This is a genomic window from Streptomyces sp. NPDC088400, from assembly GCF_044753355.1.
GTDB lineage: Bacteria > Actinomycetota > Actinomycetes > Streptomycetales > Streptomycetaceae > Streptomyces.
On record NZ_JBIVMZ010000002.1, the window covers coordinates 687,076 to 705,018 of the forward strand.

Here is a 17,943-nt window from a genome sequence, read left to right on the forward strand (position 1 = left end):
GATAAGGAACGCATGGCGAACGAAGACAAGCTCCGGGAATATCTCAAGCGCGCGATCGCCGATGCTCGGGGAGCTCACCTTCGCCTGAGTGAAGCCGAAGCGAAAAACCACGAACCCATCGCGATCGTGGGCATGGGCTGCCGGTACCCCGGCGGGGTGGCCTCGCCGGAGGACCTGTGGAGGCTGGTCAGCTCCGGTGAGGACGGCATCACGCCCTTCCCCACCAATCGCGGCTGGGACACCGGCACACTCTTCGACCCGGACACCGATCGGCCGGGCACCTCGTCCGTGCGCGAGGGCGGATTCCTGCACGAGGCGGCCGAGTTCGACGCCGAGCTGTTCGGGATCTCCCCGCGCGAGGCTCTCGCCATGGACCCGCAGCAGCGGCTCCTGCTGGAGACCTCGTGGGAAGCCCTGGAGCGCGCGGGCATCAACCCGCACTCCCTGCGCCGCTCGTCCACCGGTGTGTTCGCCGGGCTGATGTACCACGACTACGCGTCCCGCCTGCACGACGTGCCGAAGGACGTCGAGGGCTTCCTCGCCAACGGCAACGCGGGCAGCGTCTTCTCCGGGCGCATCTCGTACGTCTTCGGGTTCGAGGGACCCGCGGTCACGCTGGACACCGCCTGCTCCTCCTCACTGGTGTCGCTGCACCTCGCCTGCCACGCCCTGCGGACCGGCGAGTGCGGAATGGCACTCGCCGGCGGTGTCACCGTGATGGCCAGTCCGACGACGTTCGTGGAGTTCTCCCGGCAGCGCGGCCTCGCGGCCGACGGCCGGTGCAAGCCGTTCTCGGAAGCGGCGGACGGCACCGCCTGGGCCGAGGGCGCCGGAGTGCTCGTACTGGAACGGCTGTCCGAGGCACGGCGGCTGGGCCACCCCGTACTCGCGGTGATTCGCGGCAGCGCCGTCAACCAGGACGGCGCTTCGAACGGACTGAGCGCCCCGAACGGCCCCTCGCAGCAGCGTGTCATCCGTCAGGCGCTGGCCAACGCGCGCCTGACACCGTCCGACGTGGACGCGGTGGAGGCCCATGGCACCGGTACGACGCTGGGTGACCCGATCGAGGCCCAGGCGCTGCTCGCCACGTACGGGCAGGGCCGTGACGGAGCCGAACCACTGTGGCTCGGCTCGGTGAAGTCCAACTTCGGACACACCCAGGCCGCCGCGGGTGTCGCCGGTGTCATCAAGATGGTGATGGCGCTGCGCGCCGGGGAACTGCCCCGCAGTCTGCACGCGGCCGAGCCCTCGTCCCACGTCAACTGGGCTGCCGGTGCGGTACGTCTGCTGGCCGAGGAACGCCCCTGGCCCCGCACCGAACACCCCCGCCGCGCGGGGATTTCCTCGTTCGGTATCAGCGGCACCAACGCCCACGTCATCCTTGAGGAAACCCCTGTAGAGACGGACGCGGCGGGCGGGGCCGAGAACGACGGAGACAACGAGTCGGCGGGTGAGTCCGGGACCGCCGTCGCAGCGGAGCCGACAGCGGAGCCGGTAGCGGGGACAGGACCGGCCGAGCTGCCGGTGGTCCCGTGGGTGCTGTCGGGCCGCAGCGCGCAGGCGGTTCGCGCGCAGGCGGACCGGCTCGAAGCCTTCGTCGGCGAGGGGGACCACTCCGCGCTCGACGTCGGTTTCTCGCTGGCCACGACACGCGCGGTGCTGGAACACCGGGCAGTGGCGCTGGGCACGGACCGGGCAAGCCTGGCGGCCGGCCTGACGGACCCGGCCGGTGTGGTGTCGGGCGCGGTGACCGAGGGCCGTACGGGCTGGATGTTCACCGGGCAGGGCAGCCAACGGCTCGGAATGGGCCGTGAGTTGTACGGGAGCTTCCCCGTGTTCGCGCGGGTTCTGGACGAGGTGTGCGGCTATCTGGATGCCGCGCTGGCGGGGCGGCCCGGCTTCGAGATCCCGGTGCGGGACGTGCTGTTCGCTGCGGAGGGTTCGGACGCGGCGGCGCTGCTCGATCAGACCGGGTACGCGCAGTCCGCGCTCTTCGCCGTCCAAGCGGCGTTGGTGGAGTTGTCCCGGTCGTGGGGCATGGCGCCCGATGTGGTCCTCGGTCATTCGATCGGTGAGTTCACGGCGGCGTACACGGCCGGTGTGTTCGGCCTCGCTGACGCGGCCCGGCTGGTGGCCGGCCGTGCGCGGTTGATGCAGGCGCTGCCGGCCGGCGGGGCGATGGCGGCGATCGAGGGCACCGAGGCCGAGGTCACCGACATCCTCGCCGGGCTGTCGGACCGTACGCGGATCGCGGTGGCGGCGGTCAACGGGCCGACGGCCGTGGTGGTTTCCGGCGATACCGACATGGTCGAGCGGGTCATGGCGGTGGCGCGTGAGCAGGAGCGTCGGGTCTCTCGCCTACGGGTGAGCCATGCGTTCCATTCGCCGCTGATGGAGCCGATGCTGGCGGAGTTCGAGCAGATCGCCGCGGACATCGACTACCGCCAGCCGATCCTGCCCGCCGTCAGTACCGTGACCGGCGAGCTGGTGGCCGAGAACGACTGGGCGTCCCCGGGCTACTGGGTGCGGCAGGTCCGTGAACCGGTCCGCTTCCACGACGCGCTGGAGACGGCCACGGGCGCACAGAGTGTGACGCGGCTGCTGGAGATCGGGCCGGACGCTGTGCTGGCCGCGCTGGCTCAGTCCGCCTCGGAGGACGTGACGGCAGCGGCTGTTCTGCGCAAGGGGCGCTCCGAGGCGGAAGCGGTCCTGTCGGCGGTCGCGGAGATGTTCGTACGTGGCGCGGAGGTGGACTGGTCTGCCCTGTTCGCCGGGACCGGCGCCGCACGGGTGGATCTGCCGACGTACGCCTTCCAGCGCCAGAGGTACTGGCTGGACGCCGCACGTCCGGTCTCCGACGCGAAGGGCCTGGGGCTGGGAGTCGCCGGTCATCCGTTGCTGGGTGCGGCGGTGTCGGTGGCGGGTTCGGACGCGGTGCTGCTGACGTCGCGGTTGTCGGTGGGGTCGCATCCGTGGCTGGCTGATCATGTGGTGGCCGGTTCGGTGCTGGTGCCGGGTACGGCGTTCGTGGAACTGGCCGTCCGGGCCGGCGACCACGTGGGGTGTGACCGCCTCGAAGACCTCACGCTTCAGGCGCCGTTGGTGCTGCCGGAAGAGGGTGCGGTCCAGATACAGATCGCCCTCGACAGCGTCGAGAACGGCCGACACGACCTGCGTGTCTACTCCCGTGCCGAGGACGCCGAGGGTGAGCAGCCGTGGACGCTGCACGCCACGGGTGCGCTCGCTGCCGGGGCCGCCGTCGCCGGCGACTGGGATCTGCGGGTGTGGCCGCCCGCCGGTGCGGAGCCGGTGGTGGTGGACGGTCTGTATGAGCGGTTGTCGGGTGCGGGGCTGGCGTACGGTCCGGCGTTCCGCGGTCTGCGCGAGGTGTGGCGGCAGGGTGACGACCTGTACGTCGAGGCGGCCCTGCCGGAAAGCGAGGCGGAGGACGCCTCTTCGTACGGTCTGCATCCGGCGCTGCTCGACACCGTGCTGCACGCGCTGGGGCTCGCCGCGACCGGTGCTGAATCCGGTACCGAAGCCGGCACTGGTGCGAGTGCCGGAACGGCTCTGCTGCCGTTCCTGTGGTCGGGCGTGACGCTGTCCGCCGTGGGCGCCTCCGCCGTACGGGTCCGTCTGTCGCCGTCGCCGCAGAGCACGGGTGAGGTGTCCCTGCGGGTGGCGGACGCCTCCGGTGAACCGGTCGCCGAGGTCGACTCGCTGATGCTGCGTCCCGTGTCGGCCGCCGACTTGGCGGCGGCGAACTCCCCGACGGCGGACAGTCTGTTCCGGCTGGACTGGGTTCCCGCGCCGGTATCGGCGACACCCGAGCCTGCGTCTGCGTCGGCGGTGTCCGTCGAGTCGGGTGCGTGGGCGGTGCTGGGTGAGACCGAGGTACGGACGTGGGGTGATGCCGGTGTGCCGGTGACGCCCTATGCCGATCTTGGGGCGTTGGTTGCTGCTCTGGATGAGGGTGTGGCCGTTCCTGCGACGGTGGTGCTCTCGGTTACTGGCGTGGACGGTGCCGGTGTCGGTGATGCGGTGTCGGGTGTTCTGGGTGTGGTGCGTGGGTGGTTGGGCGAGTCCCGGTTGGCGGGGGCTCGTCTGGTGGTGTTGACGTCGGGTGCGGTGCGGGTGTCCGACGGTGAGGGTGTGGACGTCGCCGCCGCGGGTGTGTGGGGTCTGGTGCGCTCGGCGATCAGCGAGCACCCCGGCCGGTTCGCGCTGGCCGATCTGGATGATAATTCGGATTCCTACCGTGCTCTTGCGGCGTACGAGGCCGGATCCGGGTCCGGGTCCGCGTCCGGGGAGAGTCAGCTGGCCGTCCGTGACGGTCGGGTGTGGTTGCCCCGGATGGTGCGGATGTCCTCGGGCGGCCTGCTGATTCCGCCGTCGAATACGGCCGGCTCGTGGCGTATGGAGGTTGCGGAGCAGGGGCGCCTGGACGGTGTGGCCCTGGTGCCGGAGGAGCTGCGTGCGCTGGAGCCGGGTGAGGTCCGGGTCGGTGTGCGTGCCGCTGGTGTGAACTTCCGTGATGTGCTGAACGTGTTGGGGATGTATCCGGGTGATGCGGGCCGGATGGGTCTGGAGGGTTCCGGTGTGATCCTCGAAGTCGGCCCGGATGTGGCCGACTTGGCGGTGGGCGACCGGGTAATGGGCATGCTGCACGGTGGGTTCGGCCCGGCGGCGGTGGCGGATGCCCGGATGTTGGCGCCCATGCCGACGGGGTGGTCGTTCGAGCAGGCGGCGTCGGTGCCGGTCGTATTCCTGACGGCCTACTACTCGCTCGTTGACCTGGCGGGTCTGGAGTCGGGCGAGTCGGTGCTGGTCCATGCCGCCGCTGGTGGTGTGGGGACGGCGGCGGTGCAGCTGGCCGCGCATCTGGGCGCGGAAGTGTTCGCGACCGCGAGCCAGCCCAAGTGGCCGGTGGTACGTGAGTACGGGGTGGCCGCCGACCGTATCGCTTCCTCTCGGACCACCGACTTCGAGGAGACGTTCTCCCGGGCCACGGACGGCGCCGGGATGGACGTCGTACTGGACTGCCTGGCGGGTGAGTTCGTTGACGCGTCGTTGCGGTTGACGAAGCCCGGCGGCCGGTTCGTGGAGATGGGCAAGACCGATATCCGTGACGCGGCCGAGGTAGCCGCTGATTACGCGGGTGTCTCGTATCAGGCCTTCGACGTGGTGGAGGCTGGTCCGGAGCGTATCGGTGAGATGCTGGCGGCGCTGCTGGAGTTGTTCGAGCGGGGTGTGCTGCGTCCGATTCCGGTGACGTCGTGGGAGATCGCGCGGGCGCCGGAGGCGTTGCGGTTCCTGGGGCAGGCCAAGCACGTCGGCAAGGTCGTACTCACGGTTCCGGCTCCATGGCGGGAGCCCGGCACCGTCCTGATCACCGGTGGTACGGGTGGTCTCGGTGCCGTGGTGGCCCGTCATCTGGTCACCCGGCACGGTGTGCGGGACCTCATCCTGCTGTCTCGGCGCGGTCTTGAGGCGCCGGGCGCCGAGGATGTACGGCGGGAACTGGTGGAACTTGGCGCCCGGGTGACCGTCACCGCGTGTGATGTGAGCGACCGTACGGCCTTGTCAGCGGTCCTCGATGCCGTGCCCGATGACGCTCCGTTGACGGGAGTCGTACATGCGGCCGGTGTGCTGGACGACGGTCTGATCGCCGAGCTCACGCCGGAGCGGTTGGCCCGGGTGCTGGCGGCCAAGGCCGAATCGGCTCTGCATCTGCATGAACTCACCGCGGATACCGACCTCGACATGTTCGTGCTGTTCTCCTCCATCGCCGGCGTCGTCGGTAATGCCGGTCAGTCGGCCTACGCGGCGGGCAACGCGATGTTGGACGGTCTGGCGGAGTCCAGGCGGGCGCAGGGCCTGCCGGGTGTGTCGCTCGCCTGGGGCATGTGGGAGCAGTCGGAGGGGATGGGCGGCCGGCTCAGCGAGGCCGACGTGTCCCGTCTCAGCCGTCAGGGTTTCCCGCCGCTGTCGACGGAGGAGGGGCTCGAACTCCTCGACACGGCGCTTCAGATCAATGAACCGGTGGCGCTGCCAGTCGCGTTGAGGACCGCGCCCATGGCCGGGCACCGTGACAGCCTGCCCGCCGTACTGCACGCGCTCGTCCCGGCCGGAACCCAGCAGCGCCGTACGGCAGGGCAGTCCTCCACCGGCGACGGCGGCGCACTCGCCCGGCGCCTGCAGGGCCTGCCGCCCGTCGAGCAGGACAGGGTGCTGCTCGACCTCGTACAGACAACGGTCGCCGGTGTGCTCGGACACGCGTCCGCCGCTGCGGTGGACCCGACGCGGGCGTTCAAGGACCTCGGCTTCGACTCGCTCACCGCCGTCGACCTGCGCAACCGCCTCAACTCCGCCACCGCGCTCAACCTGCCCGCCACCATCATCTTCGACCACCCGACCCCGGTCGCGCTGGCGGGATACCTGCGGACCCAGGCGCTGGGTGCGGCGATCGAGGCGGCCGAGAACGCGGCGGCCTCGGCCGGTGCCGTCGGCGGGACCGACGACGATCCCATCGCGATCGTGGGCATGGGCTGCCGCTATCCCGGTGGGGCGAACTCGCCCGAAAACCTCTGGGACTTGGTCGCCTCCGGCCGGGACGGATCCGTACCGCTGCCGACCGACCGGGGCTGGGACGTCCCGACGATGCCCGACATCGCCACCGTGGGTGGGTTCCTGGAAGACGTCGCGCGGTTCGACGCGGAGCTGTTCGGGATCTCGCCGCGTGAGGCCCTCGCCATGGATCCGCAGCAGCGGCTGCTCCTGGAGACGTCCTGGGAGGCCCTGGAGCGGGCAGGCATCGACCCGCTCTCCCTGCGGGGTTCGGTCACCGGAGTCTTCTCGGGCGTCTCGGGCAGTGGGTACGGCGGGGACATGCGGGACCCCGAAGGGGAGACGGGCGGATACCTGCTCACTGGCAGCATCCCGAGCGTCGCCTCCGGCCGAGTCTCGTACGCCCTCGGATTCGAAGGTCCGGCGGTCACCGTGGACACCGCGTGCTCCTCCGCCCTGGTCGCCCTGCACCTGGCCTGCCAGGCTCTGCGCGCGGGCGAGTGCGGAATGGCGCTCGCCGGAGGCGCCACGGTGATGGCCACGCCCGGCATCTTCCTGGAGTTCGCCCGGCAGGGCGGGCTGGCCGCCGACGGGCGGTGCAAGTCGTTCGCCGAGGCGGCCGACGGTACGGGCTGGGCCGAGGGCGCCGGCGTTCTCGTACTGGAACGTCTCTCGGACGCGCGGCGCCTCGGCCACCCGGTGCTCGCGGTCGTACGGGGCAGTGCCGTCAACCAGGACGGCGCCTCCAACGGCCTCACCGCACCCAACGGCCCCTCCCAACAGCGCGTCATCCGGCAGGCGTTGGCCAACGCGCGCCTGGCACCGTCCGACGTGGACGCCGTGGAGGCGCACGGTACGGGTACGAGTCTGGGTGACCCGATCGAGGCCCAGGCACTGCTCGCCACGTACGGGCAGGGCCGGGAGAGCCAGGACCCCCTGCGGCTCGGCTCGATCAAGTCGAACATCGGGCACAGCCAGGCCGCCGCCGGCGCCGCCGGACTGATCAAGATGGTCATGGCGCTGAGCGAGGAGCAGCTCCCGAAGACCCTGTACGTCGACCAGCCCTCGTCCCACGTCGACTGGGAGTCCGGCGCGGTCGAGCTGCTGACCGAGGCCCGGGAATGGCCGCGCGGCGAGCGCCCGCGCCGCGCGGGCGTCTCGTCGTTCGGGATCAGTGGCACCAACGCTCACGTGATCATCGAGGAGGCTCCCGAGCCCGCCCCCGTCGTGGCGGAGGAACCGCCGTCGGCCGAACTGCCGGTCGTCCCGTGGGTCCTGTCGGGTCGCAGCCAGGAGGCCTTGCGGGCCCAGGCGGCCCGTGTGGTGACCTTCCTCGACGAGCGAGCCGCTGCTGTCGCCGCTGACGCTGACGCCGATGTCGAGGTCGACGCGCTGGATGTCGGCCTCTCGCTGGGCACGACCCGCGCGGCGCTGGAGCACCGGGCGGTGGTGCTGGGCACCGACCTCGCCGCGCTGCGTTCGGGCGTGGCGGCGCTCGCCGAGGGCGACACACTGGTGGCGTCCGGTGTGGCGAACGAGGCCCGTACGGGCTGGATGTTCACGGGGCAGGGCAGCCAGCGGCTCGGCATGGGGCGCGAACTCTACGGCCGGTTCCCGGTCTTCACCCGGACTCTGGACGAGGTCTGCCGCCTTCTCGACGACGAACTCAACGGTGCGGCCGAATTCCCGGTCCCGGTGCGGCAGGTGCTCTTCGCGGACGAGGGTTCCGCCGAGGCGGGACTGCTGGACCGGACCGGCTACACACAGACCGCGCTGTTCGCCGTACAGACCGCCCTGGTCGAACTGGCACGCTCCTGGGGCCTGCGACCCGACGTGGTGCTGGGCCACTCGATCGGCGAGCTGGTCGCCGCGTACACGGCCGGAGTGTTCGGCCTTGCCGACGCCGCACGACTGGTGGCGGCTCGGGCCCGGCTGATGCAGGCGCTGCCCGGCGGTGGCGCGATGGCCGCGATCGAGGCCACCGAGAACGAGGTCGTGGAGATCCTCGGCGGGCTCTCCGACCATGACCGGATCGCGGTCGCGGTCGTCAACGGGCCTACGGCAGTGGTGGTTTCCGGTGACGAGGACGTGGTCGAACGGGCCATGGCGGCGGCCCGCGAGCAGGAGCGTCGCGTCTCCCGGCTGCGCGTCAGCCACGCCTTCCACTCACCGCTGATGGAGCCGATGCTGGCGGAATTCGCCGAGACAGCGGCCGGCATCAGCTACCGGCAGCCGATGCTCCCGGCGGTCAGCACGCTCACCGGACAGCCCGTCGGCGAGCAGGACTGGGCCACCCCGGACTACTGGGTGCGCCAGGTCAGGCAGCCCGTCCGGTTCCATGACGCTCTGCTGACCGCGACCGGCGAACTGGCGGTCGCCCGGCTCCTGGAGATCGGCCCGGACCCCGTCCTGACCAGCCTGGCCACGACCGAGGTCGACACGGCGGTCTCGGTACTGCGCAAGGGCCGGGCCGAGGCCGAGACCCTGATGACCGCGGTGGCGGAGCTGTTCGCACAGGGGGACAAGGTCGACTGGTCGGCCGTGTTCGCCGACAGCGGCGCCCGGCGGATCGCCCTCCCGACGTACGCCTTCCAGCGGGAACGCTTCTGGATGCGGACCTCCCGGCCGAGCGTCGACGCGAAGGGCCTGGGGCTGGGTGCCGCCGGTCATCCGTTGTTGGGTGCGGCGGTGTCGGTGGCGGGTTCGGATGCGGTGTTGTTGACGTCGCGGTTGTCGGTGGGGTCGCATCCGTGGTTGGGCGATCATGTGGTGGCCGGTTCGGTGCTGGTGCCGGGTACGGCGTTCGTGGAACTGGCGCTGGAGGCGGGTGACCGGGTCGGCTGCCCCCGCGTCGAGGATCTGACGCTTCAGGCGCCGCTCGTACTGCCGGAACAGGGCGCGGTGCAGGTACAGATCGCCCTCGACCGCGTCGGGGATGACCGGCATGACCTGCGTGTTTATTCCCGTGCCGAGGATGCTGGTGGTGAGCAGCCGTGGACGTTGCATGCGGCGGGCGCGCTGGTTGCGGAGGGTGCGGTTGCGGCTGACTGGGATCTGCGGGTGTGGCCGCCCGCCGGTGCGGAGCCGGTGGCGGTGGACGGCCTGTATGAGCGGTTGTCGGGTGCGGGGCTGGCGTACGGTCCGGCTTTCCGTGGTCTGCGCGAGGTGTGGCGGCAGGGCGAGGACCTGTACGTAGAAGCCGCCCTGCCCGAGCCGGTGCTCGGCGACGCGGCCGGCTTCGGCCTGCACCCAGCGTTGCTGGACACGCTGTTGCACGCTCTGGGAAGCCAGGAGCGGGCGGCGGAGAGCGCGTTGCTGCCGTTCCTGTGGTCGGGTGTGTCCCTCTCCGCCGTCGGCGCCTCCGCCGTACGTGCCAGGCTCACCCCGCGCGGGACGGGCGAGATCGGGCTGCGGGTGGCGGACGCCTCCGGTGAACCGGTCGCCGAGGTCGACTCGCTGATGCTGCGTCCCGTGTCGGCCGCCGACTTGGCGGCGGCGAACTCCCCGACGGCGGACAGTCTGTTCCGGCTGGACTGGGTTCCCGCGCCGGTATCGGCGACACCCGAGCCTGCGTCTGCGTCGGCGGTGTCCGTCGAGTCGGGTGCGTGGGCGGTGCTGGGTGAGACCGAGGTACGGACGTGGGGTGATGCCGGTGTTCCGGTGACGCCCTATGCCGATCTTGGGGCGTTGGTTGCTGCTCTGGATGAGGGTGTGGCCGTTCCTGCGACGGTGGTGCTCTCGGTTACTGGCGTGGACGGTGCCGGTGTCGGTGATGCGGTGTCGGGTGTTCTGGGTGTGGTGCGTGGGTGGTTGGGCGAGTCCCGGTTGGCGGGGGCTCGTCTGGTGGTGTTGACGTCGGGTGCGGTGCGGGTGTCCGACGGTGAGGGTGTGGACGTCGCCGCCGCGGGTGTGTGGGGTCTGGTGCGCTCGGCGATCAGCGAGCACCCCGGCCGGTTCGCGCTGGTGGATGTGGACTCTGAGGCCCAGTCGTTCGATGCTGTGGCCGGAGCCCTTCGTGAGGGCCAGTGCGCGGTCCGTGACGGTCGGGTGTGGTTGCCGCGGATGGTGCGGATGTCCTCGGGCGGCGTGCTGGTACCGCCGGCCGCCGGGACGTGGCGCATGGACGTGGTCGATCAAGGCCGCCTGGATGGTGTGGCCTTGTTGCCGGAGGAGTTGCGTGCGCTGGAGCCGGGTGAGGTCCGGGTCGGTGTGCGTGCGGCTGGTGTGAACTTCCGTGATGTGCTGAATGTGTTGGGGATGTATCCGGGTGATGCGGGCCGGATGGGTCTGGAGGGTTCCGGTGTGATCCTCGAAGTCGGCCCGGGTGTGGCCGACTTCAAGGCGGGTGACCGGGTGATGGGTCTGCTGGACGGTGGGTTCGGTCCGGCGGCGGTGGCGGATGCGCGGATGTTGGCGCGGATGCCGTCGGGGTGGTCGTTCGAGCAGGCGGCGTCGGTGCCGGTGGTGTTCCTGACGGCCTACTACGCGCTGGTGGATCTGGCGGGTCTGGAGTCGGGTGAGTCGGTGCTGGTCCATGCCGCCGCTGGTGGTGTGGGGACGGCGGCGGTGCAGCTGGCCGCGCATCTGGGCGCGGAAGTGTTCGCGACCGCGAGCCAGCCCAAGTGGCCGGTGGTACGTGAGTACGGGGTGGCCGCCGACCGCATCGCGTCGTCCCGTACGACGGACTTCGAGGAGACGTTCTCCCGGGCGACGGATGGTGCCGGGGTGGATGTCGTACTGGACTCTCTGGCGGGTGAGTTCGTTGACGCGTCGTTGCGGTTGACGAAGCCGGGTGGCCGGTTCGTGGAGATGGGCAAGACGGACATCCGTGATGCGGACGAGGTCGCCGCCGAGTACGGGGGTGTGGTCTACCGGGCGTTCGACATGGTGGAGGCGGGTCCGGAGCGTATCGGGGAGATGCTGGCGGCGCTGCTGGAGCTGTTCGAGCGGGGTGTGCTGCGTCCGATTCCGGTGACGTCGTGGGAGATCGCGCGGGCGCCGGAGGCGTTGCGGTTCCTGGGGCAGGCCAAGCACGTCGGCAAGGTCGTGCTCACGGTTCCGGCTCCGTGGCGGGAGCGTGGCACCGTCTTGATCACCGGTGGTACGGGTGGTCTGGGCGCGGTGGTGGCCCGTCATCTGGTCACCCGGCACGGTGTCCAGGACCTCATCCTGCTGTCCCGTCGTGGTCTTGAGGCGCCGGGCGCCGAGGATGTACGGCGGGAACTGGTGGAACTCGGTGCGCGGGTGACCGTCACCGCGTGTGATGTCAGCGACCGTTCGGCTCTCGTCGATGTCCTGGCCGGTGTTCCCAATGATGTTCCGCTGACGGGTGTTGTGCACGCGGCCGGTGTGCTGGACGACGGTCTGATCGCCGAGCTCACGCCGGAGCGGTTGACCCGGGTGCTGGCGGCCAAGGCCGAATCAGCTCTGCATCTGCATGAACTCACCGCGGATACCGATCTCGACATGTTCGTGCTCTTCTCCTCCATCGCGGGTGTGGTGGGCAACGCGGGTCAGTCGGCCTACGCGGCCGCCAACTCGGTGCTCGATGCGCTCGCGTCCTCCCGTCGAGAACAGGGTCTGCCGGGTGTGTCGCTTGCCTGGGGCATGTGGGAACAGGCGGAGGGGATGGGCGGCCGGCTCAGCGAGGCCGACGTGTCCCGTCTCAGCCGTCAGGGTTTCCCGCCGCTCTCGACGGACCACGCGCTCGAACTCCTCGACACCGCGCTCCAGATCAATGAACCGGTGGCGCTGCCCGTCGCGTTGAGGACCGCGCCAATGGCCGGGCACCGTGACAGCCTGCCCGCCGTACTGCACGCCCTCGTCCCGGCCGGAACCCAGCAGCGCCGTACGGCAGGGCAGTCCTCCACCGGCGACGGCGGCGCACTCGCCCGACGGCTGCGGGAACTGTCGTCGGACGAGCAGGAACACATGTTGCTGGACGTCGTCCAGACGTCGGTCGCGGGTGTGCTCGGGCATGCCTCGGGTGCGGCGGTGGATCCGACGCGGGCGTTCAAGGACCTCGGCTTCGACTCGCTCACCGCCGTCGACCTGCGCAACCGCCTCAACTCCGCCACCGCACTCAACCTGCCGGCCACGATGGTCTTCGACCACCCCACCCCGGCCTCCCTCGCCGGTTACATGCGCGAGCAGCTGCTCGGCGCGGTCGCGGACCAGGCCCTGGACCAGGCCGTGGAAGATGGCGCCACCGTGCGCGCGGACGTCGCCGACGACCCGATCGCGATCGTCGGCATGGGCTGCCGCTACCCCGGCGGTATCACCTCGCCGGAGACACTGTGGGACCTGGTGGACTCCGGGCGTGACGGGATGTCGCCACTGCCGGTGGACCGCGGCTGGAACGAGCAGGTGCTGCAAGACATCGCGACCGTCGGCGGGTTCGTACCGGACGCGACGGACTTCGACGCGGAGCTGTTCGGGATCTCCCCGCGCGAGGCCCTCGCCATGGATCCGCAGCAGCGGCTGCTGCTGGAGACGTCCTGGGAGGCGCTGGAGCGGGCGGGCATCGACCCGCTCTCCCTGCGCGGTTCGGCCACCGGAGTCTTCGCGGGCGTCTCGGCCAACGGCTACGCCAGTGGCCAGGAGGACGAATCGGATCCGGAGACCGACGGGTACCTGCTGACCGGCAGCACCCCGAGTGTCGCGTCGGGCCGGTTGTCGTACGTGCTGGGCCTGGAAGGCCCGGCGGTGTCGGTGGACACGGCGTGCTCGTCCGCTTCGGTCGCCCTGCACCTGGCCTGCCAGGCCCTGCGCGCGGGCGAGTGCGAGATGGCGCTCGCCGGAGGCGCGACGGTGATGGCCACGCCGGGCATGTTCGTGGAGTTCTCCCGCCAGGGAGGCCTCGCCGAGGACGGCCGGTGCAAGTCCTTCGCGGACGCGGCCGACGGCACGGGCTGGTCCGAGGGCGGCGGAATCTTCGTACTGGAGCGGCTGTCCGACGCGCGGCGTCTCGGCCATCCGGTGCTCGCGGTCGTACGGGGAAGCGCGGTCAACCAGGACGGTGCCTCCAACGGCCTCACCGCACCCAATGGCCCCTCCCAACAGCGCGTCATCCGGCAGGCGTTGAAGACGGCGCGAGTGTCGGCATCCGACGTGGACGTCGTCGAGGCGCACGGTACGGGTACGAGTCTGGGCGACCCGATCGAGGCCCAGGCACTGCTGGCCACGTACGGACAGAGCCGCGGCGATCGGGATCCGCTGTGGCTGGGCTCCATCAAGTCGAACATCGGGCACGCCCAGGCCGGCGCGGGCGCCGCGAGTGTGATCAAAATGGTGATGGCGCTGCGCGAGGAGCGGTTGCCACGCACCCTGCACGTGGGCCGGCCCTCGTCCCATGTGGACTGGGACTCCGGTGCCGTCGAGCTGCTGGCCGAGGCCAAGGAGTGGCCGCGCGGTGAACGTCCGCGCCGGGCGGGTGTCTCGTCGTTCGGCATCAGTGGCACCAACTCGCACCTGATCATCGAGGAAGCGCCGGCCGACGAACCGGCCGTGGCGGAGGAACAGCCGTCGGCCGAGCTGCCGGTCGTACCGTGGGTGCTGTCCGGCCGGAGTGCGCGGGCGGTGCGTGACCAGGCCGGCCGTTTGACGGCCTTCCTGGACGCGGGCGATGAAGGAAACAAGCGAAACGAAGGCGACGAACGTAACCAACTGGGCGAAAGCGGCCCCGAACCGGTGGATGTCGGTCTGTCGCTGGCGACCAGTCGCGCGATGCTCGACCACCGTGCCGTAGTGCTGGGCGAAGGCGCCGAGGCGCTGCGCGCCGGAGTGGCCGCGCTCGCCGACGGCGACGCGGCTGTGGTGTCCGGCGTGGTCGGCGAGGGCCGTACGGCCTGGATGTTCACCGGCCAGGGCAGCCAACGGCCCGGCATGGGACGTGAGTTGTACGAGCGGTTCCCCGTGTACGCGAAGACGCTGGACGAGGTCTGCGACCACCTCGACACCGAACTGGCAGGTGCCACCGGCTTCACAGTGCCCGTACGGGAGGTGCTGTTCGCGGACGAGGGATCCGCCGAGGCGGAGCTGCTGGACCGGACGGGCTACGCGCAGACGGCCCTCTTCGCCGTCCAGGCCGCGCTGGTGGAACTCCTGCGCTCCTGGGGCGTACGCCCTGACCTGGTGCTGGGGCATTCGATCGGTGAGCTGGTCGCCGCATACACCGCCCGGGTGTTCGATCTCGCGGATGGCTGCCGACTGGTCGCGGCACGGGCCAGGCTGATGCAGGCCCTGCCGACGGGTGGGGCGATGGCGGCGATCGAGGGCACCGAGGCCCAGGTCACGGACATCCTGCGAGGCCTCCCGGACGGCGACCGGATCGCGGTCGCGGCCGTCAACGGCCCGACGGCCGTGGTGGTTTCCGGTGACGAGGACATCGTCGAACAGGCCATGGCGACGGCCCGCGAGCAGGAGCGTCGCGTCTCCCGGCTGCGCGTCAGCCATGCCTTCCACTCGCCGCTGATGGAGCCGATGCTGGCGGAATTCGCCGACATCGCCGGAAGCATCACCTACCGGAAGCCGGTTGTCCCGGCGGTCAGCACGGTCACCGGAGAGCCGGTCGGAGAGAAGGACTGGGGGACCCCGGACTACTGGGTGAACCAGGTCCGGCAGCCGGTGCGGTTCCACGACGCGGTCGGGACCGCCACGGGTGAGCAGGGCGTGAGCCGACTGCTGGAGATCGGGCCCGACCCGGTGCTGACGGCACTCACCCGGGCCCGAGCTGACGCCGTGGATGCCGGGGACGTGAGTACGGCGGCGGACGCTGTGGTGGCCGTGGCAGCCCTCCGCAAGGGCCAGGCAGAGGCAGAGACCTTGATGACGGCGGTGGCCGAACTGTTCGTACGGGGCGCGAAGGTCGACTGGGCTGCGGTGTTCGCCGGGACCGGCGCGCGGCGGGTGGATCTGCCGACGTACGCCTTCCAGCGGCAGCGGTTCTGGCTGCGGGACCGCAGGACGCGGCGGATGGCCACGGCCGACGCAGGGCTGGGCGGCATCGACGCCGGGTTCTGGGAGCTGGTCGAGCACGGCGATGCCGCGTCCCTCGCGGGGCAGCTCGGAGTCGACGTGGGTACTTCGCTGGACAGCGTGCTGCCGGTGTTGTCGACGTGGCGGAAGCGGCAGCGGGAACAGTCGGAGCTGTCCGGCTGGCGTTACGGCGTGGTGTGGAAGCGGACGACCGCGTCGGCGGCGGGCCGCCTGTCGGGCGCCTGGCTGCTGGTCGTGCCGCAACGGATGGCCGCCGTGCGGGACGGCTTGGCCGAGAGCTGTGAACAGGCCCTGCGTGCGGCCGGCGCGGCGCACGTCACCGTACTGACCGTCGCCGACACGACGAGCCGCGAGGAACTCGCAGACCGGATCCGCGCGGCCTCGGCGGACGGCGGTGTCGTATCCCTCCTGGCCTGGGCCGATACCGGTCACGAAGGCGGAGCCGGGGACGGGCGGCAGGCGCCGGTCGCGACGGCCATGACGCTGGCCCTGGTGCAGGCGTTGGCCGACGCGGAGGCCACGGCACCGCTGTGGTGCCTGACCAGCTCCGCCGTTTCCGTGGGCGCGGGGGAGCAACTGGCGAACCCGGCGCAGGCCCAACTCTGGGGCCTGGGCAGGACCGTGGCTCTCGAACAGCCGCAGCGCTGGGGCGGTCTGGTCGATCTGCCCGAGGAGATCGGCGCCCAGAGCCTGACCCACCTGGTGTCCGTCCTCGCCGCCGGCAGCGCCGACGCCCCGGCTCATGGCGCGGTGGGCGGTACGGACGGTTACGAGGACCAGGTCGCGGTGCGGTCCTCGGGCCTGTACGCGGCCCGGCTGATGAGGGACACGGCGCGGAACACGGCACCTGATGCGGCGCGGAACACTGCACCTGAAGCGGCGCTGGACACAACACCTGATACGGCACCGGACTCCGCGCAGTCCGACGACGGTGCGGACCGACGGTCGCGCGGCACCGGCACCGTGCTCGTCACCGGTGGCACCGGCGCGCTGGGCAGGCACATGGCGCGTCGGCTGGCGTCCCGTGGCGCGGAGCACCTCGTACTGGTCTCCCGCCGGGGCGCGAGCGCGCCGGGCGCCGAGGAACTGCGGGAGGAGCTGACCGCGCTCGGCGCGCGGGTCACGTTCGCCGACTGCGACATCACCGACCGCGCGGCCCTCGCCGCCGTGCTGGCCGGCCTCCCCGAGGACGCGCCGCTCACCGGCGTCGTACACACCGCGGGCGTACTGGACGACGGGCTGGTCACCGACCTGACACCCGAGCGACTTGCCGGGATCCTGGGCGCGAAGGCGGCAGCCGCGCGGCATCTGCACGAGCTGACGGCGAACCTGGAGCTGGACACGTTCGTCCTGTTCTCCTCCATCGCCGGTGTGCTCGGAAGCGCCGGACAGTCCGCGTACGCGGCGGGCAACGCCTACCTCGACGCCCTCGCGCAGCACCGGCACGGCCTGGGGCTTCCGGCGACCTCGGTGGCCTGGGGGCCGTGGGGCGGCGACGGCATGGCCGCCGACGACGTGGCCGGAGAACGGTTCCGCCGCTCCGGTGTCCGCGTACTGCCCCCGGAGCGCGCGGTGGCCGCGCTCGACCAGGTACTCGGCGACGGCCGGGCACAGGCGACCGTCGCGGATGTCGACTGGGAACGCTTCGCGCCTTCACTGACTCTGACGCGGTCCAGCGCCCTCATCGCCGACCTGCCGGAGGCCGCCGCCGCGCTGGCCGCCACCGCCGACTCCGGCGCCGAGGAGACCGACGAGCTGATCCGGCGGCTTCGGGAGCTGCCCACGAGCGAGCGCGAAGCGTCGCTGCTGGATCTGGTGCAGTCCCAGGTAGCGGTGGTGCTGGGGCACGCGTCCGCCGCCGCGATCGACGCGGACCGCGCGTTCAAGGACTTCGGCTTCGACTCCCTGACCGCCGTGGACCTGCGTAACCGGCTCACCACGTCCACCGGGCTGCGCCTGCCGACCACGCTCGTCTTCGACCACCCCACCCCCGCCTCTCTCGCCGGCTATCTGCGCGGAGAGCTGTTCCCCGGCGACGCCTCGGAATCCGGTGACACGGGCCTGGGCGACGCGGAGTTCGGGATGGACGAGGAGCGGCTGCGGCGGGTCCTGGCGTCCGTACCGCTGGACCGGTTCCGCGAGGCGGGGCTGATGGACGCCTTGGTGCGGCTGGCCGCAGACGGCACCGGATCGGGTTCCGGCTCCGGAGACGGCGGGCCGGAGGGGACCGAGGACGAGGAACAGCGGTCGATCGCCGGACTGGACGTCGACGACCTCGTACAAATGGCGCTCGGCGACGACGAACCCTTCGAACAGGATTGATCGGGGTCACAACAGATGAGTGCACCGTACGAAAAGGTCGTCCAGGCGCTCCGGAAG

Annotated in this window: 1 protein-coding gene; it reads left to right on the forward strand. The window is 71.2% G+C overall.

What is annotated here, in order from left to right; genetic code table 11:
- The first annotated feature begins 12 nt into the window (after nucleotides 1–12).
- Complete coding sequence (locus ACIQD6_RS07290; protein WP_401879164.1) at nucleotides 13–17,886, forward strand: type I polyketide synthase; 17,874 nt, start codon at nucleotides 13–15, stop codon at nucleotides 17,884–17,886.
- Nucleotides 17,887–17,943 lie beyond the last annotated feature (57 nt).

Coding starts and splice junctions, on each gene's coding strand:
- ACIQD6_RS07290 (WP_401879164.1), top strand. CDS start 13: ATGGCGAACGAAGACAAGCTCCGGGAATATCTCAAGCGCGCGATCGCC.